24 protein-coding genes are annotated in these 25,646 nt (G+C 65.0%); 15 read left to right on the top strand and 9 right to left on the bottom strand.

All coding sequences use genetic code 11. From position 1 onward, the window contains the following. Positions 1 to 171: 171 nt before the first annotated feature. Together EDE08_RS26240 and EDE08_RS26235 are read right to left on the bottom strand one after the other, a co-directional pair. Entirely contained in the window at positions 172 to 1,968 is a 1,797-nt protein-coding gene (locus tag EDE08_RS26240; RefSeq protein ID WP_131871655.1) for a glucan ABC transporter ATP-binding protein/ permease, read from the bottom strand. Positions 1,969 to 2,052: 84 nt separating this feature from the next. Beyond that, complete coding sequence (locus EDE08_RS26235) at positions 2,053 to 3,099, bottom strand: ABC transporter substrate-binding protein (protein ID WP_165936186.1); 1,047 nt, start codon at positions 3,097 to 3,099, stop codon at positions 2,053 to 2,055. Between the two features lie 226 nt (positions 3,100 to 3,325). Between EDE08_RS26235 and EDE08_RS26230 the strand changes: the two genes are divergently transcribed. The 7 genes from EDE08_RS26230 (at position 3,326) to EDE08_RS26200 (ending at position 9,063) form a co-directional block, all read left to right on the top strand. Beyond that, positions 3,326 to 3,694, top strand: a complete 369-nt coding sequence (locus EDE08_RS26230) for a hypothetical protein (protein ID WP_131871653.1) — start codon at positions 3,326 to 3,328, stop codon at positions 3,692 to 3,694. Between the two features lie 116 nt (positions 3,695 to 3,810). Further along, positions 3,811 to 4,215 (top strand): phosphoribosyl-ATP diphosphatase, encoded by a 405-nt coding sequence (gene hisE, locus EDE08_RS26225; protein WP_131871652.1) that lies wholly within the window; start codon positions 3,811 to 3,813, stop codon positions 4,213 to 4,215. Between the two features lie 45 nt (positions 4,216 to 4,260). Beyond that, positions 4,261 to 4,863, top strand: coding sequence for a YqaA family protein (locus EDE08_RS26220; RefSeq protein ID WP_194390100.1), 603 nt, complete (start codon positions 4,261 to 4,263; stop codon positions 4,861 to 4,863). A 47-nt stretch (positions 4,864 to 4,910) separates the two neighbouring features. After that, positions 4,911 to 5,450, top strand: a complete 540-nt coding sequence (locus EDE08_RS26215; protein ID WP_131871651.1) for a hypothetical protein — start codon at positions 4,911 to 4,913, stop codon at positions 5,448 to 5,450. Positions 5,451 to 5,480: 30 nt separating this feature from the next. Further along, positions 5,481 to 6,881, top strand: coding sequence for an aspartate ammonia-lyase (locus EDE08_RS26210; RefSeq protein WP_061881115.1), 1,401 nt, complete (start codon positions 5,481 to 5,483; stop codon positions 6,879 to 6,881). Between the two features lie 261 nt (positions 6,882 to 7,142). Then, positions 7,143 to 8,111 (top strand): NAD(P)H-dependent flavin oxidoreductase, encoded by a 969-nt coding sequence (locus EDE08_RS26205; protein ID WP_131871650.1) that lies wholly within the window; start codon positions 7,143 to 7,145, stop codon positions 8,109 to 8,111. Positions 8,112 to 8,289: 178 nt separating this feature from the next. Continuing rightward, on the top strand, positions 8,290 to 9,063 hold the full coding sequence (locus EDE08_RS26200; protein WP_131871649.1) for a thioesterase family protein: 774 nt from the start codon (positions 8,290 to 8,292) through the stop codon (positions 9,061 to 9,063). A 320-nt stretch (positions 9,064 to 9,383) separates the two neighbouring features. Here EDE08_RS26200 and EDE08_RS26195 read toward each other — a convergent pair whose 3' ends face one another. Further along, positions 9,384 to 10,946, bottom strand: coding sequence for an AMP-binding protein (locus EDE08_RS26195; RefSeq protein WP_131871648.1), 1,563 nt, complete (start codon positions 10,944 to 10,946; stop codon positions 9,384 to 9,386). Positions 10,947 to 11,053: 107 nt separating this feature from the next. Between EDE08_RS26195 and EDE08_RS26190 the strand changes: the two genes are divergently transcribed. The 4 genes from EDE08_RS26190 to EDE08_RS26175 all read left to right on the top strand — a co-directional run bounded on the left by EDE08_RS26190 (position 11,054) and on the right by EDE08_RS26175 (position 13,980). Then, positions 11,054 to 12,025: an NAD(P)H-dependent flavin oxidoreductase gene (locus EDE08_RS26190; protein WP_131871647.1), complete on the top strand. Its 972-nt coding sequence runs from the start codon at positions 11,054 to 11,056 to the stop codon at positions 12,023 to 12,025. Positions 12,026 to 12,125: 100 nt separating this feature from the next. After that, complete coding sequence (locus EDE08_RS26185; RefSeq protein WP_061024145.1) at positions 12,126 to 12,374, top strand: hypothetical protein; 249 nt, start codon at positions 12,126 to 12,128, stop codon at positions 12,372 to 12,374. Positions 12,375 to 12,506: 132 nt separating this feature from the next. After that, positions 12,507 to 13,220 carry a hypothetical protein gene (locus tag EDE08_RS26180; RefSeq protein ID WP_165936185.1) on the top strand — a complete coding sequence of 238 codons (714 nt, stop codon included), beginning with the start codon at positions 12,507 to 12,509 and terminating at the stop codon, positions 13,218 to 13,220. A 91-nt stretch (positions 13,221 to 13,311) separates the two neighbouring features. After that, a complete protein-coding gene (locus EDE08_RS26175) occupies positions 13,312 to 13,980 on the top strand; it encodes a hypothetical protein (protein ID WP_131871646.1) in 669 nt (222 codons plus the stop codon). Positions 13,981 to 14,058: 78 nt separating this feature from the next. Here EDE08_RS26175 and EDE08_RS26170 read toward each other — a convergent pair whose 3' ends face one another. Next, positions 14,059 to 15,615, bottom strand: coding sequence for a winged helix-turn-helix domain-containing tetratricopeptide repeat protein (locus tag EDE08_RS26170; protein ID WP_131871645.1), 1,557 nt, complete (start codon positions 15,613 to 15,615; stop codon positions 14,059 to 14,061). A 403-nt stretch (positions 15,616 to 16,018) separates the two neighbouring features. On the opposite strand from EDE08_RS26170, the gene pcaB reads away from it, so the two are divergent. The 3 genes from pcaB (at position 16,019) to EDE08_RS26155 (ending at position 19,494) form a co-directional block, all read left to right on the top strand. Beyond that, positions 16,019 to 17,380 carry a 3-carboxy-cis,cis-muconate cycloisomerase gene (gene pcaB, locus EDE08_RS26165; protein WP_131871644.1) on the top strand — a complete coding sequence of 454 codons (1,362 nt, stop codon included), beginning with the start codon at positions 16,019 to 16,021 and terminating at the stop codon, positions 17,378 to 17,380. 113 nt (positions 17,381 to 17,493) lie between these two features. Continuing rightward, on the top strand, positions 17,494 to 18,750 hold the full coding sequence (locus tag EDE08_RS26160) for an aminopeptidase (RefSeq protein ID WP_131871643.1): 1,257 nt from the start codon (positions 17,494 to 17,496) through the stop codon (positions 18,748 to 18,750). Between the two features lie 294 nt (positions 18,751 to 19,044). Next, on the top strand, positions 19,045 to 19,494 hold the full coding sequence (locus EDE08_RS26155) for a cupin domain-containing protein (RefSeq protein WP_165936184.1): 450 nt from the start codon (positions 19,045 to 19,047) through the stop codon (positions 19,492 to 19,494). 82 nt (positions 19,495 to 19,576) lie between these two features. Here the strand turns inward: EDE08_RS26155 and EDE08_RS26150 are convergent, their stop codons facing one another. From EDE08_RS26150 to EDE08_RS26130, 5 genes are all read right to left on the bottom strand, one after another. Continuing rightward, positions 19,577 to 20,629, bottom strand: coding sequence for an amidohydrolase family protein (locus EDE08_RS26150; protein WP_131871641.1), 1,053 nt, complete (start codon positions 20,627 to 20,629; stop codon positions 19,577 to 19,579). A gap of 112 nt (positions 20,630 to 20,741) precedes the next feature. Next, on the bottom strand, positions 20,742 to 21,263 hold the full coding sequence (locus EDE08_RS26145) for a hypothetical protein (protein WP_165936183.1): 522 nt from the start codon (positions 21,261 to 21,263) through the stop codon (positions 20,742 to 20,744). 65 nt (positions 21,264 to 21,328) lie between these two features. Further along, positions 21,329 to 22,144: an MBL fold metallo-hydrolase gene (locus tag EDE08_RS26140; protein WP_131871640.1), complete on the bottom strand. Its 816-nt coding sequence runs from the start codon at positions 22,142 to 22,144 to the stop codon at positions 21,329 to 21,331. 67 nt (positions 22,145 to 22,211) lie between these two features. Next, entirely contained in the window at positions 22,212 to 23,762 is a 1,551-nt protein-coding gene (locus tag EDE08_RS26135; RefSeq protein ID WP_131871639.1) for a permease, read from the bottom strand. Further along, positions 23,759 to 24,508: an ABC transporter ATP-binding protein gene (locus EDE08_RS26130; RefSeq protein WP_165936212.1), complete on the bottom strand. Its 750-nt coding sequence runs from the start codon at positions 24,506 to 24,508 to the stop codon at positions 23,759 to 23,761. The genes EDE08_RS26135 and EDE08_RS26130 overlap by 4 nt, the downstream gene beginning before the upstream one ends. Positions 24,509 to 24,769: 261 nt before the next feature. Here EDE08_RS26130 and EDE08_RS26125 point away from each other — a divergent pair, with 261 nt between their 5' ends. Then, complete coding sequence (locus tag EDE08_RS26125; RefSeq protein ID WP_131871638.1) at positions 24,770 to 25,645, top strand: branched-chain amino acid ABC transporter permease; 876 nt, start codon at positions 24,770 to 24,772, stop codon at positions 25,643 to 25,645. Position 25,646 lies beyond the last annotated feature (1 nt).

Below are 25,646 nucleotides of genomic sequence, written 5' to 3'. Positions count from 1 at the left end.
GAGATCCGCCTGATACGGTCGGCTCTCGTGATCTGATGGTCGGTTCCTGAAATCCAGCGCCGCCGCTTGCGGCGTCGCAAACCTATACCGGCTCGTGCGTCGAGAATAGGGGGATCGGCGCGGTATTCCGCAACGAAATAGGCCGAATTTCGACGACGCCGTGGGGACTTGCTATGGGGATATTGCGGCCGCCGCGGCAGTCTCGGCCGCCGTCAGGCTGGCCCGCGCGGTCTCCTGAACCATGAACTGGGCCTTGGCGAGCTCGGCGAAATGGCCGCCTTTGGCCACGAGTTCATCGAAAGTTCCGCTTTCGATCACGCGCCCATTCTCGAACACCAGGATCCGCGTGGCGTTGCGGATGGTCGACAGACGGTGGGCGATCACGAAGGTGGTTCGGCCCTTCATCACTTCGTCGAGAGCGGCATTCACCTTGGCCTCGGTGACGGCGTCGAGCGCGCTGGTGGCTTCGTCCAGGATCAGGATCGGCGGATCCTTCAGCAGCGCACGCGCGATGGACAGGCGTTGGCGCTCGCCGCCCGAGAGCATACGGCCGCGCTCGCCGGCATTGGTCTCGAAGCCGCCGCTGCGCTCGATGAACGCGAGCGCCTGCGCGCGCTCCGCCGCCTTGCGCATCTCGGCCTCGGTCGCGTCCGGCTTGCCGACGCGCAAATTGTCGGCGATCGAGCGGTTGAACAGCAGCGCTTCCTGGAACACCACGCCGATGTTTCGCCGAAGTGAGGTCAGCGTGACGCCGCGCACGTCCATGCCGTCGATCCTGATGACGCCGGATTGCGGATCGAACGCACGATGCAAAAGCGCAATCGCGGTCGACTTGCCGGCGCCGGTCGGGCCGACCAGCGCAATGGTCTGCCCGGGCAGCGCGGTGAAGGTGAGGTCCTCGATCGCCGGCCGCTTGCCGTCATAGGAGAACGTGACGTCGTTGAACTCGACGAGGCCCGACAGCCGGCCGGCGTCGATTGCGTCGGGCCGGTCGTGCACCGCGGGCACGGCGTCGAGCACATTGAAGAACTCGCGCAGGCGTGGCGCTTCCATGAACACGTTGTTGATGAAGCTCACGACTTGCTCGAGCTTCTGGATCAGCATCGTTGCGAAGCTCACGAACATCACGATGTCGCCGACCGAGGTGAGCCCCTGGTCGTGCAGGGCGATGCCGAAAGTGAAGATCGCGAGCACCGTGATGGTTGTGGAGGCGCGTGTGATCACGGTGACCAGCGCCCACCACGACAGCACCGGCATCTGCGCGGCCAGCAGCTCGTCGGCGACGGAGCGCAGCCCTTTCACCTCGGATTCGACGCGCACGAAACTCTGCACCAGCGCGACATTGCCGAGTGCGTCGGAGGCGCGCGCGGAGAGCTCGCTGTAGTGCTCCTCGACCGCCATCTGCATGCCGAAGGTCTTGCGCACCACGAAGGTGGTCAGCGCGGTGAAGACGATGCAGAGCACGAACAGCAGAATCGCCAGCCGCCAGTTCAGGTAGAGCGACAGCGGCAGCAGCACCACGACCGAGAGGATCGCGGCAAAATGCTCGCGGAAGAAGCCGAGCCAGAGCCGCCACAGCGCGTCCGTGCCGTTGAGCATCACCTTCATCAGCCGGCCGGAATGGGTGCCGGAATGGAAGGTCAACGGCAGTTGCAGGATGTGCTCGAAATAGCTCGTCAGCACCGCCTGACGCTGGCGGTGAGAGAGCCGGTCGGCCTGCAGGGCCACGAGCGCGCTGCACGCGATGGTAAAGAGCCCGAACGCAACCCAGGCAGCCAGGAACGGCCAGGCCGAGTTCGACCCAGCCACCGTCTTGCCCGAGAGCACGTCGACGATACGGCCGAACAGCACGGGCTCGGCGAATTGCGAGGCGGCGAGCAGGAGATTGGCGACCGCAAGCAGCCAGCCCAGCCGCGCTTCCTTGCCGAGCAGCTCGAGAACGCGGGTGTAGAGGCGGAGGATGGACATGCGGGGACGAACTCGGGCGAGTAACGGAGCCCGCATTCTAAGCAGGGATCGTGCGGGAGATATAGCGGAAGCTGCCAGTTTTGCTCAGTTGATCAGCCGCCCGGCAACCGGTGGCAGGAACCGGTCGTCGAAGATATCACCCGCCGTGGGCAGCTTGCGGAATTTGAAGTCCTGCGCGATCTGGCCGATCGAACGATCGAAGCGTGCCGTGTCGACGCCGCCGAGGCCGTTGCGCCTGACTTCGTCCGTCAGGATGTTGTCGGCGAGCACGGCGCGCAGGCGCTCGAGCTCCAGGCTGGGGTCGCCGCCGTCGATGCGGCTCGCCGCCTCCTCCGCCGCTCGTCCCGGCTCCCTGACGGTCGCGGTGATGCCGGCCATCAGGGCGCGGACGAAGCCCTTCACGGCGTCCGGCTTTGCTGCGGCAAAGGCGGGATTGACCACCACGGCAAAGCCGTAGGCTTCGCAGCCGTAGTCCGCGTAGCGCAGCACGACGAGATCGGCTCCGGGCACGCCGCGGTCGCGCAGGTTCACCGCCGTGAGATAGCTGAAGCCGGCGACCGCATCGACTTGGCCCGCGGAGAGGATCGGCTCGCGCACCGCCGCGCTGATCTTGTGGAATTTGACGCGCGATGGATCGATTCCGTTCTGCCGCGCCAGCGCCGGCCACAGCCGCATCGACAGATCGCTGTCGGCGACGCCGACGGCCTTGCGGTCGAGATCGGTCAACAGCTGGATCCCGCGGCTCTTGCGCGCGACGATCGCGTAGGGCGCGCTGTTGAACAGCACGAACACGGCCTTGATCGGCGCCGCGTCGTCCTTGTCGCGAAAGCGGATCAGCTCGTTGATGTCGACGAGCGCAAGCTCGCTGTCGCCCTTGGCGACACGTGCGAGCGTCTCCGGCGATCCGCTTGCGCTGTTGAAGGCCACGTTGAGGCGCTCGGCGCCGAACCTGCCGTCCTTTGCCGCAAGGAAAAACGGCGCCATGCTTGCGTCCGGCGGGCGGTCGAAGGTGAAGTGGATCGCAACGGGCGCGGTGGTCTCGGTCGCGCTGACATCGCGTGCAAACAGCGTTGCAAGCAAGATCGAGAGAGCCATCAGGCAGTGAAGTGCGGTCGTCTTGAATCCTGACATCGGTTGCGCCGGTCCCGCATTGTTATGGTTTCGTGACGCTTGCAGCGCGCGGCCCGCGACCGTGCGCGCGCCAACATGAACGCAGGATGAGCGGCGTTGCGGCATCGTTACGCAACCCCGTTCAGCTTGTATTGGGTTTGGGGAACCTAACTTAGGTTATGCGGGTTTTGAGAGGCATGAGCCTGTCCGCAGGCGTCCATTCCAGGTCCCAAAGGAGGGCCAAGACATGTTCGAGCGAGTCTCCCAATTTGCGGGCCGAAAGGCCGTTCTTGCCACCGCCGCGGTGCTGGCGCTGACCACGATCGCCCCGACCGCTTCATATGCGGGCGGCCGCCACTGGCATGGCGGTGGAGGCGGCGCGGCCGCAGCTGCGGCTTTCGCCGCCATCGGCACGGGTCTCGCCATCGCGGCCAGCCGCAATGCCTACGCCTATGACAACGGTCCGGGCTACGGCTATTACGGCGGTCCAGTCTATTACAGCGCTCCGGCCTACGGTCCCTATTATGGTCCGGGCCCGAACTACCAGTATCAGCGCTATGGCGGCACGGCTCCGTCCGAGCTCTGCGGCCAAGGCTACTATCAGAACTGCTATTAGCCCGGCATTCATGGGTTGACCATGACGGGCCGTCGCGCTTGCCGCGCCGGCCCGTTCTCTGCTTTTATTGTCGCGCGTTAACGCGCTCGCCATTGGTTTAGAGTAGTTTGAGTACCATGAGTGATTCGCTTGAGCGGCTATATCTGGCTGTGCTCGCGGCCAGAGATCTTGATCCGGCAACATCGCGCACGGCCCGGCTGTTTCAGCGCGGCCCTTCCAAAATGGCGAAGAAGCTGGCCGAAGAGGCCATCGAGGTCGTAATCGATGCGGTCAACGGCGATAGCGAGGCCGTGATCCGGGAAAGTGCCGATCTGCTCTACAATCTCACCGTGCTGTGGGCCTCGGCCGGGGTACGCCCCGAGGACGTCTGGCGGGAGATGACGCGGCGTGAGGACATGCTCGGCATTGCCGAGAAGCTGCCGAAATCGCCGATGAAACTGCCCAAAGTCGCGTCACCCCGCGCTGCGGCCAGGCGGCCAATTGTCGCGCTCGAGAGCCGTGCCGCGCGCAAGCGCCACTAGAAACGTCATAATTCGCCTCAATCTCGGCATGGACAAATCCGTCCCATGGTGCTTCATCGCGGCGCCATGCTGAAACGTATTTACGACTGGTGCATCGACGCCGCCCACAAGCCCTATGCGCTCTGGATCATGGGTGTCGTCTCCTTCGCCGAAAGCTCATTCTTTCCGGTCCCGCCGGATGTGATGCTGATTCCGATGTCCCTGGCGCGCCCGCAGCGCGCCTGGCTCTATGCGGCGGTCTGCACCGCGACGTCGGTGCTTGGCGGCATCGTCGGCTACGCCATCGGAGCGCTGCTGTTCGACTCGGTGGGCCAATGGCTGATCCAGGTCTACGGCCTCGGCGACAAGGTCGACGCCTTCCGCGCCTCCTATGCGGAATGGGGCGCGGTGATCATCCTGCTCAAGGGGCTGACGCCGATCCCCTACAAGCTCGTCACCATCACCTCGGGCTTTGCCGGCTACAACATCATCCTGTTCATCCTCTGCTCGATTGTCGCGCGTGGCGGACGCTTCTTCGTCGTCGCGATCCTGCTTAACCGCTACGGCGACTGGATCCGGGTCAGGATCGAGCGGCATCTCGGATTGTGGGTCGCGCTCGGCGCCATCGTGCTGGTGCTCGGCTTCGTGGTGGCGGTCAAGTTGATCTAGGCGCTGGCGGCTTTGCCGCAGGGCCGGCTTCGGCTACGGTTGCCGCCATGATGGTTCGATCCGGCAATCCGGCGGTCCGGCTCGGGACGCTGATGTCAGCGGCGCTGCTGCTCCTTCTCGGTGGCGGCGGCATCGGATGGACGCAATCTGCACCGCCATCGCTCGGCCTCCAGCAGCAGGGGGGCCAGGCCGCGCCGTCGCCCTCGACGCCGGCTCCTTCCGCCCTGCCGGCGCGCGAGGAAAATCCCGGGCTGATCAATGAAATGGGCAAGCTGTTCGACAAGCTGCCTTCGATCCTGCCGCCGATCAAAAGCCCGAGCGAGACCATGAACGACCTGTCGCGGCTGGCCACGCCCTCGACCATGGTATCAGGGCGCGTGGTCTGCCCCATCTCGTCGAACGGCGCGCCGGACTGCAAGCAGGCCGCCGACCAGCTCTGCCAGGGCAAGGGCTACAAGGAGGGCAAGAGCCTGAACGCCGACTCCGCGGAGAAATGCTCGGCCAAGGTTCTCATTCCGGGCAGGCAACGCAAACCGGATGACTGCCGCACCGATACGTTCGTGACCAGTGCGCTGTGCCAGAACTAGAGGACATCGCGCGAGCAACAAGGAGTGCCCATGAGCAGGACGGAGCAGGACTTCCTCGGGCAGCGTGAGATCGCCGACGACATCTATTACGGCGTCCAGACCATCCGCGGGAAGGAGAACTTCCACATCACCGGCATTCCGATGAGCCAGGAGCCTTACTTCGTCAAGGCGCTCGGTTACGTCAAGAAGGCTGCCGCGATGGCCAATCGCGATCTCGGTGCGATCGACGCCAAGGTCGCGGACGCCATCATCCTCGGCTGCGACCGCGTCATCGCCGGTGACATGATGGATCAGTTCGTCACCGACTTCATCCAGGGCGGCGCCGGCACCTCCACCAACATGAACGCCAACGAGGTGATCGCGAACCTCGCACTGGAAGCGCTCGGCTTTGCCAAGGGCGACTACCAGCATGTCAGTCCCAACGATCACGTCAATTACGGCCAGTCGACCAACGATACCTATCCGACCGCCTTTCGGCTGGCGCTGATCCTGCGGCTCGAGAGCTACATGACGGCGCTGCGACAGCTCCAGGAGGCCTTCTTCACCAAGGGGCGCGAATTCGACCGGGTGCTGAAGATGGGCCGCACGCATCTCCAGGACGCGGTGCCGATGTCGCTCGGGGCCGAATTCCGGGGATGGGGCACCACCATCGGCGAGGAGGTCGAGCGCATCTCGGAAGCGCGCGCGCTGCTGCGCGAGATCAATCTCGGCGCCACCGCAATCGGCACCTCCGTCACGGCCGCGGTCGGCTATCCCAAGCTTGCCGTGCGGCACTTGAGCGCCCTGACCGGCGTCGACTTCGTGCTTGCCGGCGATCTCGTCGAGGCGACCTCCGACACCGGCGCCTATGTGCAGCTCTCGGGCGTGCTGAAGCGCACGGCGAGCAAGCTGACAAAGATCTGCAACGACATCCGCCTGCTCGCCTCGGGCCCGCGCGCCGGCTTCAACGAGATCAACCTGCCGCAGCTGCAGCCGGGCTCCTCGATCATGCCCGGCAAGGTCAATCCTGTTATCCCCGAGGTCGTCAACCAGACCAGCTTCCTGGTTATCGGGCTCGACACCACGGTGACGCTCGCGGCTTCCGCCGGCCAGCTCCAGCTCAACGTGATGGAGCCGGTGATCTCGTTCGCGCTGTTCTTCTCGATCCGCACCATGGAGCGCGCGGTCAACAGCCTGCGCGAGAACTGCGTGGTCGGAATCACCGCCAACGAGGAGCACACCCGCAACATGGTGCTGAACTCTCTCGGTATCGTCACGGTGCTGAAGCCGCTGCTCGGCTACAAGCAGTGCGCCGAGATCGCGCGCGAAGGTTACAAGAGCGGCAAGTCGCTGCACCAGATCGTCGTGGTCGAGCGCAAACTGCTCACGCAGGAGAAGTGGGACGAGATGTTCTCGTTCGAGCGGCTGATCAATCCGGATATGATCGGGTAGGGACAGGTCTCTCCTCTCGTCATTCCGGGGCGCGCGAAGCGCGAACCCGGAATCCATTTTACTACGCGTACTGACGCCCGATGGATTCCGGGCTCGACGCTGGCGCGTCGCCCCGGAATGACGGAAGAAGAATTCCGTTGGTTGGAATTGCGATCGTCGCCTCCGCCACGGCGCCAAAACGCAATACTTGACAGTGGAAAGATTGCCTTGTTGGTATGACTCCAACCTTCGATTTGACCGTCAACAGAGGATCGTTTCGCAATGTCCATGCCTGCCTTGTTCAAAGGGCGCCTGTCGATCCCGGTGATCGGCTCGCCGCTCTTCATCATCTCGGTGCCCGATCTCGTGATCGCGCAATGCAAGGCGGGTGTGGTCGGCTCGTTTCCGGCGCTGAACGCGCGGCCGCCGGAGCTGCTCGACGAATGGCTGGCGCGGATCACCGAGGAGCTTGCGGCGTATGACCGCGCCCATCCCGAGAGGCCGTCGGCGCCGTTCGCGGTCAACCAGATCGTGCACAAGTCGAACAACCGGCTCGATCACGACATGCAGCTCTGCGCCAAGTACAAGGCGCCGATGATCATCTCCTCGCTCGGCGCGCGCGAGGAGCTGAACCAGGCCGTGCACGGCTGGGGCGGCATCGTCTTCCACGACGTGATCAACCAGAAATTCGCGCACAAGGCGATCGAGAAGGGCGCCGACGGCCTGATCCTGGTCGCAGCCGGCGCCGGCGGCCATGCCGGCACCATCTCGCCGCTGGCTTTCGTTGCCGAAACGCGAAAATGGTTCGACGGTCCGATCGCGCTGTCGGGAGCGATCGGCAACGGCAAGGCGATCCGCGCAGCACGCATTCTCGGCGCCGACTTCGCCTATATCGGCTCGGCCTTCATCGCGACCAAGGAGGCCAACGCGGTCGAGAAGTACAAGGAGATGATCGCCGGCTCGAGCGCAGACGACATCGTCTATTCCAACCTCTTCACCGGAGTGCACGGCAATTATCTGAAGCCCTCGATCCTCGCGGCCGGCATGGATCCCGACAATCTGCCGACCTCCGATCCGTCCAAGATGAATTTCGGCACCGACGCCTCCGGCGAGCGCGCCAAGCCGAAGGCCTGGAAGGAGATCTGGGGAAGCGGACAAGGCATCGGCAGCATCGACAAGGTCGTGCCGGCGGCCGACCTGATCGCGCGTTTCAAGAAGGAATACGACGAAGCGATCGATCCGCCGCTATGAGTTATTGTCGTCCCGGACAAGCGAAGCGCAGATCCGGGATCCATAACCACAGGGAGTAGTTTGGCGAAGACTCGTGGATACTGGTTTCGCGCCGCCACTTCTCCCTGGGGATATGGGTCCCCGCCTTCGCGGGGACGGCACTTTTTTCTGAACTCTGATCGTGCACCACAGAGAACATATGACCGCCATCTACCGCGTCGACGGCGATAACGTCCACACCAGCCCGGATGCGGCAGGTCCCTGGGACCGACGCATGCAGCACGGCTCGGCGCCGGCTTCGCTGGTGACGTGGGCGGCCGAGCGCATCCCTACGGCGGTGCCGATGGAGATCGCGCGCGTCACCATCGATCTGATGCGCCCGGTGCCGGTCGCCCCGCTCACGATCGCGACCGAGGTGCTGCGCGAGGGCCGCAAGATCCAGCTCTGCGAGGTCAAGCTGCTCGCCGACGGCGTGCAGGTGGTCGGCGCCACCGTGCTCAAGATCAGGCACGAGGCGCAGCCTCTGCCGGACGAGGTCAGGGAGCTGCCGGTCACGCTGCCATCTCCGGAGGACTCGCTGGTCGAGGACGGTCACGCCGCCACCAGCCCGTTCGTGCGATCGGTCTCGATGCGTGCCGCGCGCGGGCGCTTCGGCCAGGCCGGCGCGGGCGCGATCTGGTTTCGCGTCGACCATCCGCTGATCGCCGGTGAAGCGGTCTCGCAGGCGATGCGCGCCGTGGTCGCCGCCGACTTCTCCAACGGCACCGCCTCGACGCTCGACTTCCGCGCCTGGACCTACATCAACGCCGATCTCACCGTGAACTTTTCGCGCCAACCCATCGGTGAGTGGATATTGCTCGATGGCGAATCGTGGATCGGTCCCGACGGTGCCGGCCTTGCGATGTCTCGGCTGGCGGACCGGCGGGGCTATTTCGGCCGCGCGGTGCAGAGCCTGGTGATCGAGAAGCGGTGAGCGTGACGGCGAGCGTCGCTCTTGGAGCCGATTGAACGGCAGGCTTCCGCCGCCGCGGAAGGGATGCTTGGCATCCTGCCAGTTCACATTCCGTAGAAGATCTTGATCTCCCACAGCACCACGACGATCGCCGTGATCAACGCGATCGCGGCGATTGCACTTTCCAGGGAAGCGACTCTCATCTCTCACTCCGCTTCCCAGCCCCAACAGCGGTCTAGGTGATTCCCTGATTCGCCGGCAATTACGTGGACGTCGCCGCCACCCACTCCGTTGCGTGTTGTGGTGTCCGGGCCACAAAGCCCCCGTAGAATTCCGGGTGCTTATCCCACCATCCGGTCCCGCCCGCTCCAGAAGCCCGCGCGCAGCACCTTCTTGTCGACCTTGCCGACGCCGGTCATCGGCAATTGCTTGACGAACTGGATCTGCTTCGGCGCATGCGCCGAGCCCTTTCGCGTCTTGACCAGGTTGATCAGCTCGTCCGGATCTGGCTTTGCGCCTTCGCGCGGCACGACGACGGCGGTAACGGCCTCGCCCCATTTCTCGTCGGGGATGCCGACGACCGCCACCATCGCCACGTCCGCGTGTTGCGACAGCACGTCCTCGACCTCGCGCGGGAAGATGTTGAAGCCGCCTGAGACGATCATGTCCTTCTTGCGGTCGAGGATGAACATGTAGCCGCGCTCGTCCCTGCGCGCGATGTCGCCGGTGTGGACCCAGCCGTTCTTCAGCGTCTCGGCGGTGATGTCCGGCCGCTTCCAATACTCCGCCATCACATGCGGGGCACGCACGCAGATCTCGCCGGGCTCGTCCGTCTTCACCTCCTGGTCGTCGTCGTCGAGAATCCTGACCTCGCAGGCCGCGATCGGAAAGCCGCAGGACAGGAACAGGTCGGGGTTCTTGGGATCGTGATCCGCCTTGCGCAGCACCGAGACGGGATAGCATTCGGTTTGGCCGTAAAGCTGCGAGAACACGGGCCCGATGCGTTCGATGCCCTCGAGCAGCCGGCTCGGCGACATCGCGGAGGCGCCATAGAGCACGAGCTCGAGCGAGGACAAATCGGTCTTGTCCAGGGCGGGATGATCGAGCAGCACATAGATCATGGTCGGAACGAACAGCGTGAAGTTGATGCGCTCGCGCGCGATCGTCGACAACACCGCCTCGGGATCGAAGCCTTTCAGCATGTGCACGGTGCCGCCGCGCATCAGGGTCGGCAGCACCTTCGTCCCGGCGACATGACTGATCGGCGCGACCGTGAGATAGCGCGCAGCCTCGGGAATCTCGAAGTCGGCGAGGATCGCGCCGGCAGCCCCGCTGTTCTCGCGATGATAGCGCAGCGCGCCCTTGGATTTGCCGGTGGTGCCGCCGGTGTAGTTCAGCGTGGCGAGATCGTCGGGGCCGGCGAGGCATTGCGGGCTTGCATGTCCTGCATTCTCGATGGCGGCCAGCAGATCGACGCCGTAGCCGGCGGGACCCGCGGTGAAGACTGCCTTCAGCCGGGTCGCCTTCGCAGCAAGCTCGCCGCCGCGGTCGTGGAAGGCGGCGGCATCGACCACCAGCATCTCGGCCTCGGAGTCCTCGAGCTGGAACAGCTGGTCCTCCAGCGATCCCAGCGGATGCAGCCAGGTGATGCAGAGCCGAGCCAATTGCGCGGCGACACCGGCGCACCAGGTATCGGCGCGGTTCGCGGTGAGGAAGGCGACGCGCGCACCGGGCTGCAATCCAAGCCGCATGAACACGCCCTGGATGCGTCCGATCAGGTCGATGGTGCCCTGATAGCTCAGCGATCCCTCGGGCCAGGCGAAAGCGGTGCGGTCGGGATAGCGCGACAGCGCCCGTAGCGTCTGCGCACAAGCTGGAGGCGATGCGTGGAGCGGATCAGACATATGTTTCCTCGTTGCTTTGTCACCGGCTTCTGGCGTGCCAATGTTGCCGATGACGCTAGCACAGCGAATGCGGGAGGAAACGACAAAGCCCGCGCAGGGAGGCATGCATGCCATCGGATCGACTGCAACGCTTCCACGATCGTCTCGCGCTGCCGCTGATCGCGGCGCCGATGTTTCTGGTGTCGGGCGTCGAACTCATGGTCGCGTCCTGCCGCAACGGCGTGATCGGCAGCTTTCCCACCGCGAATTGCCGCAGCACGGAACAACTCGACGCATGGTTCACCGAGATCGGCACGCGGCTGCGACGGCATGAAGATCAGACCGGCCGCAAGGTCGCGCCGCTCTGTCCGAACCTGATCGTGCACCGTTCCAATGCGCGGCTCGCAGAGGATCTCGCCGTGCTACTGCGGCACGGGCCGGAGGTCGTCATCACTTCGGTCGGATCGCCGGCGCAGGTGTTGAGGCCGCTCCATGATGCCGGGGCATTGGTGCTGGCGGATGTCGCCTCGATCCGTCACGCTGAGCGTGCGGCGGAAGCCGGCGCGGACGGGCTCGTGTTGCTCACGGCGGGCGCGGGCGGCCAGACCGGCTGGCTCAACCCGTTCGCCTTCGTTCGCGCGGTGCGCACATTCTACGATGGCATCATCGTGCTGGCAGGCGGCATCAGCGACGGCTATGCGCTGCATGCGGCGGAAGTGCTCGGCTGCGATCTCGCCTATATGGGCACGAAGTTCATTGCGACGCAGGAGAGCATGGCGGACGATCGCTACAAGCGGATGCTGGTCGAGAGCGGCGCCGACGACGTCCTGCTCACCACCGCGTTCACGGGCTTGCAGACCAGCATGCTGCGGCCGTCAATCGTCGCCGCCGGACTTGATCCGGACGACCTGCCGGCGCGCGGCGCGATCGACATCGTCAAGGACATCGACGTCGCCGCGCGCGAGAATCGGCCGAAGCGCTGGCGCGACATCTGGAGCGCCGGGCACTCCGCATCTGGGGTGACGGAGGTGCTCGCGGTCGACGATCTGGTCGCGCGAACGCGTGCGGAATATCGAGGGGCCGCCCCCGATCACAGTTAATCGAGCGCGCCCCTGCGCGCCCGCACTTAACGGCAGATTAACCATCGCCCGCCAAGAATCCCCTTCACGGCCGCCAACCAGGACCGAGAGGGGACAGGCGATGGACTTCGATTTTCTCAACAGCAAGACAGCCGCGACGATGGACGAAATCCGCGTCCGCGTCGCCCATGCCCTGGCCCGTCACCCGCTGTGCCGCAACGTCCGCTTCGACGTCGTCAGCGTCCCCCGGACCCGCCGTGGCGGCAACTGGACGGTGACGCTGCAATCGGTCGAGCCGCGCGCGGTCTGGGAAGCCTCGGAGATCGTGGCCGACATCCAGGACGCCTATGACCTCGCGGCAGCGGCCTGATTTCGTTGAGCTTTTCGCGCGGTGTCGCCGCAGTCCGCGCGATTGCCGCTGCAATTACACGGTTAAGCCTTATTTATCGCCCAGTTTCGGGGCAGTGATCACGTGGACTTGAAGTCGGACGCGGAGAGACGTTTGTCCAAAGCCATCACCATCGTCGCGCTGACCTGTTTCCTCGTCCTCGGCGCCGCCACCACCGCCATTCTCGGCCGCGACAGCGTGCCCAGCGTCAGCGCCGAGATGATTGACCAGACGCCCCCGGCCAAGCCGCTCGCAACAAACCGCGCCGCCAAGGCCGACCGTCTGGTTCCGACGCTCGCGCTGGCCTCGGCCGCGATCCAGCCGGTCCAGGTGGCCGCCGACAAGCTTTCCCAGGCGCCCGTCCTGACCGAGCCGCTGCGTCAGGCCTTCGCCGCCGCCACGCCCTCCGATTTCCCGATGCCGAAGGCAAGCGTGCACGAGGCGCCCGCCGCGACGGAGGTTCCTGCCATCGAGGTTCCGGCCAAGCCGAAGGTCGTCGCCAAGCCGCAACCGCAGAAGGCCTATTCGCTGCTGTCCGACGGGCAGATCGCAGGCATCAGGGACCGCCTGAAACTGTCGTCGTCGCAGGAATATTACTGGCCCTCGGTCGAGACCGCGCTGCGCAACGTCGCCCGCAAGATCCAGGCGAACAAGCTGTCGAATCCGAATGCGCCGCCCAGCGCGCAGATCGACCCGAACTGCGACGAGGTGCAGCAGTTGAAGTCGGCCGCGATGCCGCTGTTGTTCCAGCTGCGTGACGACCAGAAGGAAGAAGTGCGCAAGCTCGCTCGTCTCATCGGGCTCGAGAAGGTCGCGCAGCAGATCTGACCCGGCGCGGTTTCCTGTTTCAGGAGCCGCGGCCATCAGGAACATCCGGCAATCCCCACGCGTTGCCCGCTCCAAAAGAGGGAGTGGATGAATGCGCGCCTCGACAGCCTATTTTGTCGGTGCCGGAACCATCATCGCGGCCATCGCCATTGGTCTCGGTGGCGGTATCGTTGCCGGCAACATCATGCATCCGGTCGCGTCCAGGCAGGGCCCGGACACCAGCAAGATGGCACAGCGCACCGAGGCCGCCACGCCGGCGACGACGAACGCGCCTTCGGAGCGCGTGAACTATCTCACCGGCACGCAAGCCTTCGGGGCGATGATCGCTGCGCCAGCGCGGGCCGAAGCAAAGTCTGACACGCCAACCACCCAGGCGAATGCTGAACCGCCGGCACCGCAGCCTTCGCAAGCCGCTGCAGTCGAGCCGCCCAAGCCGGTGCCGGGAGCGCCCGCGCAGGCGGCAAGACCTGCCGAGCCGCAGGCCTCGACCGAGCCATCATCCTCCTCGAACAATGCCTTTGCCAAGGCGAGGGATTCCGACGTGAAGCGTGCGGCGGCCGAACGGCGCCGGGCGGAGCGCCGCGAGCGCTGGGCCGAGCGCCGGCACCATGACTTGCGCGAACCGCGCGGCATGCGCGACCGCACCGATTGGGATGACGTCGCGCGCAACGTCCGCGAAGACTCCGATGCGCGCGACCATGCAGGCCGGCTACGCAGCGGCTTTCCGCAGATCAGGCTGTTCGGGCCTGATGACGAATAGCGCTTAGCCCAGGATAGCGCTTAGCCCAGGATCGCAAGCTGCAATGGGAGAAGGTGCGCGGTCATTGTCGCCCCGCCATTACTTCATGCCCGCGCGCTGCAAGCCTTCGAGATAGTGCGCACGGTCCTCTTCCCGCAGCATCGGCAGCTCGCGGGTGATCCAGGCGAGCGAGACCTCGGGCTGGGCGCGGAGGAGGCCTTCCAGGGCGGACGCCGCGAGCGCCGGATCGCCCAGCATGCCGGCGGCGGCCGTCAGCACGCGATGTGCGCCGACGAAATCTCCGCGTTGGCGCATTGATTCCCGTGCCATCTGGACGGCTCCTTCGTAGTCGCGGCCGACGAACCGGGCATAGGCCGCAACCCCGCAATAGATCGCCGCGAGCGGGTCGCGCGGACTCAGCCGCAGCGCGCGACGGGCGGCGGCATCGCCGTCCTGCCATCGTCCGGCATAGCACAGCGTCACGCCGTGAAAGGCATGCGCCATCGCGAAGTTCGGATTGAGCCTCAGGGCCAATTCGAATTCCGCCAGCGCGTCGTCGAAGCGGCGGCGGAACAAATAGGTGTAGGCGAGGCCGTGATGGGCCCAGGCATCCTCGCGATCGGCCTCCACTGCCGCGAGCGCCGCACGTTCGGCAAGCGGCAAGGTCGCGGCCATGTCGGCCCAGCCCATATGCGCGCCGAACATATGGCTGGTCGCAAGCAGGCCAAGTGCCTTGCCATAGGCGGGATCGATGGTGACGGCCTGTTCCAGCAGCCCTTGCGCGGCGGCGTTGTCCTCGCGGGTAATGCGCCAGTAATGCGACAGGGCGCGCATCACGAGGTCCCATGCATCCAGGCTGCCTGGCGGCTTCTGCTGGGCTCGGAAGCTTTCGGCGGCATAGAGCTGCGGCTCGATCGCGGCGACGATCGCCTCGGTGATCTCGTCCTGCACGGCGAAGATGTCGGCGAGCTCCCGGTCGTAGCGTTCGGCCCAGAGATGGCTGCCGGTCGAGACGTCGTTGAGCTGAGCCGAGATGCGCACCCGCTCGCCGCTCCGGCGCACGCTGCCTTCGACCACGTAGCGCACCCCGAGTTCCCGCGCGACCTCGTGGATGTGCACGGCGCGGCCCTTGTAGACGAAGGAGGAATTGCGCGCGACGACGAAGAACCATCGCAGCTTCGACAGCGCGGTGATGATGTCCTCGCTGATGCCGTCGGAGAAATAGTCCTGCCCGGCCTCGCCGCTCATATTCGTGAAGGGCAGCACGGCGATCGCGGGCCGCTCGGGCAGCGCGAAGGCTGTCTGATTCTGGGCGACACGAACCGGCTCCGGTGCGACCGCGCCGTGCTGTGTCTGGACGTCACCAACGAAGCGAAAACCCTTGCGGGTGATGGTGCGGATCAGCGTCTGGCTTGCGCCATTGTCGCCGATCGCCTTGCGCGCCGCGTTGATCCGGCTGGTCAGGGTGGATTCGGAGACGCTGCGCCCGTGCCAGATCTTGTCGATCAACTCGTCCTTGCTGACCACCCGGTCGCGGTTCTGCATGAGGTGGACGACGAGGTCGAAAACCTGCGGCTCCACGGCAATGGGAACCTGCTCGCGGCTCAGCTCGCGCCGGTCGGTATCGAGAAGGTGATCCCGGAACAGAAACTGCACGTCGAAAACTCAGGCCTCATTGTGAAATCGGGCAAGCAAAATGACTAAATGAAATTTAGGTCGAAAACCGTGTGTCTCTCGAAGGGGGCGCTTGGTTCATCGCGATCGCGTGAGGGCAGCTATGCCCATTCCGGAGGGGAATACAACCGCAGCTGGAATGTTGCGGCCGGCGGATCTCCGCGGGGCCGGGACCATGCTCGCCGATCCAGCACCGTCATCCTTCGAGGCTCTCGTGCGCAGCTCCGCATCGCACGCTCGCCCCTTGGGATGACGAAGTAACAGGATGACGTGCCGTCATAATGTCGTGGCGCGGCAAATGTAGCGAACGATGAATGTCCATTGCCGAAATGCGCGGCCTGCGTAAGCTGCCGCCACACAAAACACCAACCACGAAGAAACGCCCATGCCAGCTTTCCCCGCCTCCACCACCGTGCTCGACTCCATGCTGTTTCGCGACGCCTTCGGCACGCCTGAGATGCGCGAGGTGTTCTCGGACGTCGCGACGGTCGCACGCTATGCCGAGGTCGAGGTGGCGCTGGCGAAGGCGGAGGCGAAGTGCGGTGTGATCCCACAGGAGGCGGCCGCAGCGATCGCGGCGCGGACCGACGTCGCCGCCCTCGATTTCGATCTGCTCAGGCAGGAGACCGATGTCGTCGGTTATCCGATCCTCCCTTTGGTGCATCAGATGGTGAAGCAATGCGGCGAGGCCGGCCGCTACGTGCATTGGGGCGCGACCACGCAGGACATCATGGACACCGCCGTGGTGCTGCAACTGCGCGCCGCGCTCGAGATTGTCGAACGCGACATCGCCGAGCTGCGCAAGATCCTTGCCGACCTCTCGAAGCGCCATCGCGACACGGCAATGGCGGGCCGAACCCATCTCCAGCAGGCGCTGCCGGTGACCTTCGGCTACAAGACCGCGATCTGGCTCGCGATGTTCGATCGCCACGCCGAGCGGTTGGCGCAGCTGAAGCCGCGCGTACTGGTCGGCCAGTTTGCCGGCGCGGCCGGCACGCTGGCTTCGCTCGGCGACAAGGGGTTCGAGGTGCAGGAGGCGCTCTGTGCGGAGCTGAAGCTCGGCGTCCCCGCCTCGACCTGGCACGTTGCGCGCGACGGCTTTGCAGAGGCAGTGAACTTCCTCGCTCTCGTCACCGGCTCGCTCGGCAAGATCGCGCTCGACATCATGATCATGGCCTCGACCGAGTTTGCCGAGGTCTACGAGCCCTTCGTCAAGGGGCGCGGCGCCTCCTCGACCATGCCGCAGAAGCGCAACCCGATCTCCTCCGAACTGATGCTTGCGGCGTCCAAGGCGGTGCGCCAGCACGCCGGCCTGATGCTCGACGCCATGGTGCAGGATTTCGAGCGCGCCACGGGTCCCTGGCACGCTGAATGGATGGCGATCCCCGAAAGCTTCGTGCTGACCGCCGGCGCGCTGCACCAGGCGAAGTTCGCGCTCGCAGGCCTTATCGTGGACGAAGCGAAGATGAACGACAATCTCGCCCTCAGCCGCGGCCTGATTGTGGCCGAAGCGGTCATGATGGGGCTGGCGCCGCAGATCGGGCGGCAGGAGGCGCATGACGCGGTCTATGATGCATGCCGTCAGGCCAACGAGAAGGGAATCAGCCTTGCCGATGCGCTGTCCGCAGATTCACGGATATCGAGCCGCATCGACCGTGCCACGATCGAGGCACTCACCTCACCGAAAAATTACCTCGGGCTCGCGCCCGCCATGGTCGACCGGGTGCTGACATCGGCAACGCGTTGAAAACCAAAATGCGTGAAACTGCGTATCTTTCGTGCGTTGCAAGACGCTCGCACACTTGTGCCTTGCGATGCTAGACTTAGATTGAGCGAGAGACTTTCGGCAGAGGGCCCGGCATGACTGATCAACGCAACACCTCAACTCCCATCGATCCCGCGAAGCTCGACCGGCTGGCCGAGGTGGCGGTGAAGGTGGGCCTGGGCTTGCGGCCGGGACAGGATCTGCTTCTGACGGCGCCCGCGATCGCGCTGCCGCTGGTGCGGCGGATCGCCGTGCATGCCTACAAGGCCGGCGCCGGCCTCGTGACGCCGATCCTGTCGGACGAGGAGATGACGCTGGCGCGCTACCGCCATGGCCACGACGCCAGTTTCGATCGTGCCGCCGGCTGGCTCTACGAGGGCATGGCCAGGGCCTTCTCGGACAACACCGCACGGCTCGCCATCGTCGGCGACAACCCGATGCTGCTGTCGGGCGAGGATCCCTCCAAGGTGGCGCGCGCGAGCAAGGCGAATTCGATGGCCTATCAGCCCGCGCTGGAGAAGATCGTCAACTTCGACACCAACTGGAACATCATCGCCTATCCGAGCCCGTCCTGGGCGAAGCTGGTGTTCCCTGATGATCCCGAGGACGTCGCGGTCGGCAAGCTCGCGGATGCAATCTTCGCCGCGTCCCGCGTCGATCGCGAGGACGCGATGGGCAATTGGGCGAGCCACAACGCGGTGCTGCGCGAGCGCACCAACTGGCTCAACGGCCAGCGCTTTCGCGCGCTGCAATATTCGGGTCCCGGCACCGATCTCACCATCGGACTGGCCGACGGCCACGAATGGGAAGGCGGCGCCTCGCTCTCCAAGAACGGCATCAGCTGCAACGCCAATATCCCGACCGAAGAGGTCTTCACCACGCCGCATTGCCGCCGGGTCTACGGGCATGTCGTGAGCTCGAAGCCGCTGTCCTATCAGGGCACGCTGATCGACAACATCGCCGTGCGCTTCGAGGACGGCAAGATCGTCGACGCAAAAGCCTCGCGCGGCGCGGAGGTGCTGAACAAGGTGCTCGACACCGACGAGGGCGCGCGGCGCCTCGGCGAAGTGGCGTTGGTGCCGCATTCCTCGCCGATCTCGCAGAGCGGCCTGTTGTTCTACAACACGTTGTTCGACGAGAACGCAGCGTCTCACATCGCGCTCGGCCAGTGCTATTCGAAATGCTTCGTCAACGGCGCCCAGCTCACGCCGCAGCAGATCGCGGCGCAAGGTGGCAACCAGAGCTTGATCCATATCGATTGGATGATCGGCTCGGCCGAGACCGACATCGACGGCATTTTGGCCGATGGCAGCAAGGTGCCCGTGTTCCGCAAGGGCGAGTGGGCGAAGTAGGCGGCGTAACTCTCTCGATCGTCGACGAGCCGCGCCGCCGCCGGTGGCCGGAGCACCGGCGTCGTCGAGCTTTGTCCCAGGGCCGTTGCGCACTTTGTCGCACCCGGGAAGGACCGGGTCATGTCCGCGGATTCGCAAGGGAATTGCGACGTTAACCGTTTGCACCTGTCGCTTCCGGCCGATTCTCGAAATCGATGTAAGAAAGAATTAGAAACGGGCGACTAGCGTCCGAGCATCTTTCGAGACAATCCCGGCCGGGATTCGGCTGCAAATATCATTTTCCCGAGGAAGCAGATGGCATTGATTGAAGTCGGTAGTTTCAATGTGGACCTCGAGCTGCGGCCGATCGAGCCGTCCTGGATCATCGAGGGCAATCCGGTATCAAGCTCCCGCGTCGTGTCGACCAGCGCCGATGGCACAGCCCAGACCATCATCTGGCACTGCACCGAAGGGCGCTTCAACTGGTACTACGACATCGACGAGACGATCATGATCATGGAGGGATCGATCGTGCTCGAGAGCGACGGCATGCCGCCAAAGCGCTACGGTCCCGGCGACATCATCTTCTTCCGCGACGGCGCGCATGCGAAATGGCACGTCGAAGGGCACGTCAAGAAGATCGCCTTCTGCCGCAAGACCAATCCGGTCATGATCGGCTTCCTGATCCGCGTCGTCAACAAGCTGAAGAAGATGTTCGTCTCCACCGGCGAACGCCGGCCGGCCTCGCTGATGGGTGCCGGCTAGATCGGACAATAAGGTTTCAAGGACGCTTCCCAGCGGCCACGATGAAGAGGGGACGGGAACAACATCCCGGCCCCTCTTTTCGTCATGACGACAGCTCGAGCCGGTAGAATTCGGTCGCGGTCTGCGAGAACAGTGCCGTCTTCTCGGCCTCGCTCAAGGGCGAGGCGATACGCTTGAACGCGTTGAAGATCACCTGGTAGCTGCACTGGCCCTTGTCCGGCGGAAAATTGCTCTCGAACATCGCCCGCTTCACGCCGAATGCCTCGATACAGGTCTCGATATAGGGGCGCCACGCTGCGGCAAGCTGCTCGGATGACGGCGGTCTCTCGCGCAGATGGAAGTCGTAGCCGAGCAGGCACATTGCGAGCCCGCCGAGCTTCACCACCACGTTCTCGCACGTCGCGATCTCCCGGATCGACGCGCGCCACTGCGCAAACACCTCTTCGCGCCGGCCCGCAAAGCGTCCGACGCCGGCTGGGCCGCCGCAATGATCGAGCACGATCCTGGTCTCGGGGAAGGCGCGCGCCAACTCGGTCAGTTCGCCGATCTGCGGATGGAACAGCCAGGCATCGAAGCTGAGGTTCAGCGGCGCCAGACAGGCAAAGCCTTTGCGAAAGCTCGGATCCTGCAACAGCCCCTTCGGCCTATTCGCATACATGCCCGCGACGACAGGGTCTTCGTCCCAGGCCGACGAATGCCTGATGCCGCGGAAGCGGCCATTGCCCGCCGCGATCTCGGCTTCCAGCACCCGCCTGGCGGCGTCTCCCAGCAGAAGATTGGCGTGGCTGACGATGCCGGCGCAGATCGCGGCCGGGCCGTAGCCTCCGCTGGCGCTCATCGCCGCCACGCCATTGGCGAATTCGACTTCGCCGACGGGCCGGAATGCCTCAGGTCCGTGAGCGCGATACATCGAGCGGCAATCGACATAGACGGTGGCGGTGACGTTGTGGCCGGACGCGACGTCGGCGGCCATCTCCTCGATCAGATAGCGATGGCCGCGATTCCAGAGATGGTGGTGGGGATCGACGATCGGCCGCGCCGGATCGATGATTTCCTCCTGGTGCAGCGCGAGCCAGTCCTCGCGCGGCTCGACGAATAGTCCGCTCGTGTTGGCGGGAAGACCGCTTGCGGCCATCGGCATTCGCTCCCTTTATGTTCTTGTGGAAGGAGCCTAGCATCTGATCTCTTCACGCAGCAGCGCGTGTTCTGCAACCGCGTCCGTCGTCGCGAGCACAGCGGCGCTTTCATCAGCCCTTGCGCCGCTTCGCCCTCACATCGACCACGAGTCGCCAGTCGGCCGCCGTGGCCGGTTTGGATTCGCCGAGCCAGTGAAAGCAGTCGTCCGTGATCCCGGTAAAGCTCCACCGCGTCAGTTCGCCGGCTTCGGTCGTGCCTTCCTGCACGATGTCGTTGCCGCGCGGCCGGCCGATCTGCTGGCGGAACACGCAGCGCGCGGGATCGAACCAGGAGATTCGCCAGGCGGAAATGGTGGGGTCATAGACGCGCAGCGTCGTGCCGTACCAGTTTCCGGCGATCGGGAAAGCCGCCCCGTCTGCAGCGCGGGGGATGATCCAGACGTCCTGCACGGCGCGCCCTTCCAGCACCCAGCCAAAATGGATATTGCCTGGCGCTACGTGTTTCGTTCCGCCGGGTCCATGGGCCGTGATCTCGGCATCCCAGTCGCCGACGAAACGGCCATAAAGCTGAAGCGCCGCCGCGTGCGCGGGATTCGGTCCGTCCGCGTGCAACAATCTCGCAAACTCGGTCATGTCGATCTCCTGTCGCGGGGAGATCAACACCAAACGCCAACATCGGGCTTGGAGAAAATTGCGCCTCAGACCCCGTCGAGGATGATCACGGTCGGCTTCGGCGGCAGCGCATCCCGCGACATCCGGAACGATCGCTCGAGGCGCCGGTCGATCTCGAATTGCTGGCCGATCCGGCGCATGAAGTCGTCGAGCGGGGTGGCAAAGCGGTGCATCGGCAGCACCACCGAGGCGCGCAAGCGCTTGGTGATGTCCGAGATCCCTTCGAGCGACATGGTGTAGGTGCCGTCGATCGGCACCATCACGATGTCCAGCCGCCCGATCTGGGCAAAATGGCTGTCGTCCAGCTTGTGATGGAGGTGACCGAGATGGCCGATGCAAAGGCCGGCGGCCTCGAAGATGAAGATCGAATTGCCGTCGCGGATCATGTCGCTGCCGGCGTCGTCGCCGTAATAGCGGCGGATGTCCGTCGTGACGTTGCGGATGAACGTATCGCTGATGCGCTCCGACACGATCGCCGGCTTGCCGTCCTCGCTCCAGCCATGCAGCACATGGGGAATTCGTTTGTCGGGATATAGGGAATAGTGCGTGCTGTGCGCCCGATTCATGGTGACGACATCGGGCAGCCGTCCCACCTGATATGCGCCGCTATAGTCGGTCGCGATGCGCAAGCCGGCGGGCGTGTCGATGAAATAGGTGGAATGGCCGGCATAGGTGATTTGGACTTCGGCCACGGCCGCCGCCTGTCGGAATGCGGCCGGCATCACGCGGGGCGCCGCGTTGGCCATCGCCAAGCATTCGCTGCGTTGAAATGGCTGCTGGGCGAGCGCAGGTGCGAGGGATACGCCGAACAGCGCAAGGGCCGCCGAAACCAGTCGCCGCATGAGTCCGTCCCCGATGACTTCGAAACAAGTCTAGCGCGCAACGCGGTGCATGGCCAATGGGCCGCGATCAACAGCGCGTCAGTGTCGCACCTTCACGCCCGCCTGGGCTGAACCTCCAGGTGGCAGCGACGAGGCTGGCCGTGATCAGGCCGCTGATGAGGCCGGCAAGTGGCAGGGCGAGCAGCAGAGCGGCGGTCGCGGCCCAGCCGATCGAGGAGAACGCTTCGGCAAAGGTCGCAAGCCGCGAAGACGTCTGGCGGCGGCGGAATTGGCTGCGACGGGCCTGCACCCGGAACCAGAGCTGGATCGCCGTCGCCGAGGCCGCGCTGACGATGGTCGCACCGGCGCTGATGGCTGCCTGGAATGGCGAGGCGAAAGCGAGCGCGGCGACCAGCGGGCAGAAGATCACGGCGATTGCGATCAGCACCACCTCGATCTTGGCGCGGATGACGCTGGACGACGTCAGCGGCGCGGTGGCGACGAGGTCGGGCGCGTCCTCGCCCGAGATCGTCAGCCAGGCGAGCCCGCCGGCAAGCTGTCCGGCCGCCATCACGATGACGGGTGTGATCAGCGTCAGCGCTGCGGAGCTGTCGGCAAAGTTGCGCCAGAGCAGGAGTGCCGGCGGCACCAGATAGAGCAGCTGCATCAACGTCTGCGAGATCAGCCAGGGGTCGCGCCACAGGAGCATGAACTCCTTGCGCCGCAGCGCCTGCTGGCGCGATCCGCCGCGGAACGGGCGCTCCTTCGTGCGGGCGCGGCCGGACGTGCCGAACGCCGCTGCATCGATCGCGGTGTCGGCGAATCGGTGCGAAAAGATCGCCATCACGCTGCCGAGCAGCACCAGGGCGAGCGCGAGAAGCTGCAGCAGCGCCTCGGTGTCGCCCATGGTCGCCCGCGCCGGCCACCACCAGATGCTGTTCACGTCGGGCGCGTAGGCGGCAAGGCTCCCCGAGGTCAGGATGGTGAAGCGCGACAGCGTGCCGTAGGACATGATCGCCGCGACCTGCAGCGCGATCACGAAGCCAGCGCCGATGATCGCGGCGAGGACCTGGGCGATCAGGCGCGTTCGCGCCGGGCCGATCAGGCGGAACAAGAGAATGGTGACGGCGATCGCGATCGCCGCGGCCGACAGGCCCATCGCAATGACGACGCCGAAGGCGGCAAGCCAGCGCGCGCCACCGCCGATCACCAGCACGTCGATGAAAGGCGTCGAGAACAGCAGCGCCAGCACGGTGACGGTCAGCGCGATCGCGGCGATGCGGACCGAGAACAGATTGGCGAGCCGCGCCGGCGAGGACATGATCAGGTCGAGATCGGCCCGGGCGTAGAACACTCGCGTTACTGACTCGATCGCCTGCGACAGCATCAAGGTCCAGGCGAGAAAAATCGTCGCCGAAATCACGATCAGCGAGGTTTTGTCGAGCGGCAGCTGCAGGCCGGCGAAACGGCCGATCACCGCCCAGGCCGGCAGGTGCAGCAGCGCGGCGAAGCAGAGCAGGCCGATCACGGCAGCGCGCGTCCGCTTGCGCCGCCCGCCGGTCATCATGGCGAACCATTCGCGCCAGGCGAGCCGCAGCTCGTGGCGGGCAAACCAGGACAGCGCGGTTGCCGAGCTCATGCTGCGGCCTGAAGCGTCACCAGCGCGATGAAGAGATCTTCGAGGCTGGTATCGGCATGGCCGTTTTGTTGACGCAGCTCTGCCAGCGTGCCTTCGGCGACCAGGCGTCCGGACGCGATCACGCCGATGCGGTCGGCCATACGCTCGGCGACCTCCAGAATATGCGTGGTCATGATCACGGTGCAGCCGGCGCGGACGCGCTCGCTGAGCAGGTCCTTCACGTGGCGTGCGGAGACGGCATCGAGCCCCGTCAGCGGCTCATCGAGGATGATGAGGCGGGGATCGTGCACCAGGGCCCCCGCGAGAGCGACCTTCTGGCGCATGCCCTTGGAAAAGCCTTCGCAGCGCTCGTGCCGGTGCGGCGCGAGCCCGAGCGAGCTGAGCAGCTCTTGCGCGACCGGTTCCGAGGCCGAGGGGGAGATGCCCCAGAGGCCGGCGACGAATTCGAGGTATTCGAGCGGGGTGAGCTTGTCGTAGATCATGGGCTCGTCGGAGACCCATGCCATCACCTGCTTGGCGGCGGCGGGCCTCTGCAACGCATCGATGCCGAAGATCGAGATCGCGCCGGCATCGGGGCGCAGCAGGCCCGCAACCATGCGCAGGCTGGTGGTCTTGCCGGCGCCGTTGGGGCCGACCAGCGCATAGAATTCGCCGGCGCGAATGGTGAGATCGAGGCCGTCGACCGCCGGACGGTCAAAACGCTTCGTTAACCCTCGGACTTCCAGCGCCGAGTTGTCCGGCTTCATGACGGCCACACCATCCGGTTTTGCATCGCCCGAGACCATGACCCGAAGATATTTCGGCACGGTGAATCGCTTTGCCTCAAATTCCTCATCCGGGATCGACCAAAGGCAAGTCACCGTTTGTTGACAGCGCGCGAGCGTTCAGGCTGAATTGATTCCGGACAAATGGCGCTAACGCAGCGAGACGACTGCGTAGCGACTGGACACAAGATGCGGCAGGGCGGTCGGGAAGAACCGCGGGTTGCATCGGGAGGACACGCGTCGATGCTGGATTTTGTTCAGCAGCTGGTCAGCGGTGTTGCGCTCGGCTGCGTTTACGGCCTGATCGCGCTCGGCTTCGTGCTCGTTTACAAGGCTACCGAGGTCGTCAACTTCGCCCAGGGCGATCTGATGATGCTGGGCGGCTTCTTCGCCTTCACCTTCATCGGCATGATGGGCCTGAACTACTGGATCGGCTTTGCCGGCGCGGTGGCCGCGATGGCGCTGTTCGGCATGGTGGCGGAGCGCGTGGTGGTGCGGCCGATCCTCGGCTATCCTCAGTTCTCGATCATCATGGCGACGATCGGGCTGGGCTATTTCCTGCGCTCGGTCGCCGGCATGATCTGGGGCACCGACGACCTGAAGATCGAGACGCCGTTCAGCCAGGGCGTGCTGCGCATGGGCTCGCTGGTGCTCGCCTATGACAAGCTCTCGGTGATCGCGGCGACGATGATCCTGTGCGCGCTGCTCTGGCTGTTCTTCAACAAGACCATGCTCGGCACTGCGATGCGCGCCAGTTCCGAGAACATGCTGGCAGCCTACTATATGGGCATTCCGGTCAAGCGCGTGGTGTCGGTCGTCTGGGCGATCAGCGCGGCGGTCGCGACCTGTGCCGGCGTGCTGCTGGCGCCGATCACCTTCATCCACTCCAATGTCGGCCTCGCGCTCGGCCTGAAGGCATTTCCCGCCGCCGTGCTCGGCGGCTTCGGCTCTATCCCCGGTGCAGTGGTCGGCGGCGTCCTGATCGGGGTGATCGAGAGCATGGCCGGCTTCTACCTGCCGGAGGGCTGGAAGGACGTCGCGCCCTATGTCGTGCTGCTGACGGTGCTGCTCCTGAAGCCCGAAGGCCTGTTCGGCCTCCACGTCCGCAAGAAGGTCTGAA

This window comes from Bradyrhizobium sp. R2.2-H (genome assembly GCF_004346455.1).
GTDB lineage: Bacteria > Pseudomonadota > Alphaproteobacteria > Rhizobiales > Xanthobacteraceae > Bradyrhizobium > Bradyrhizobium diversitatis.
This window is presented reverse-complemented; position numbering and strand designations above follow the sequence as displayed.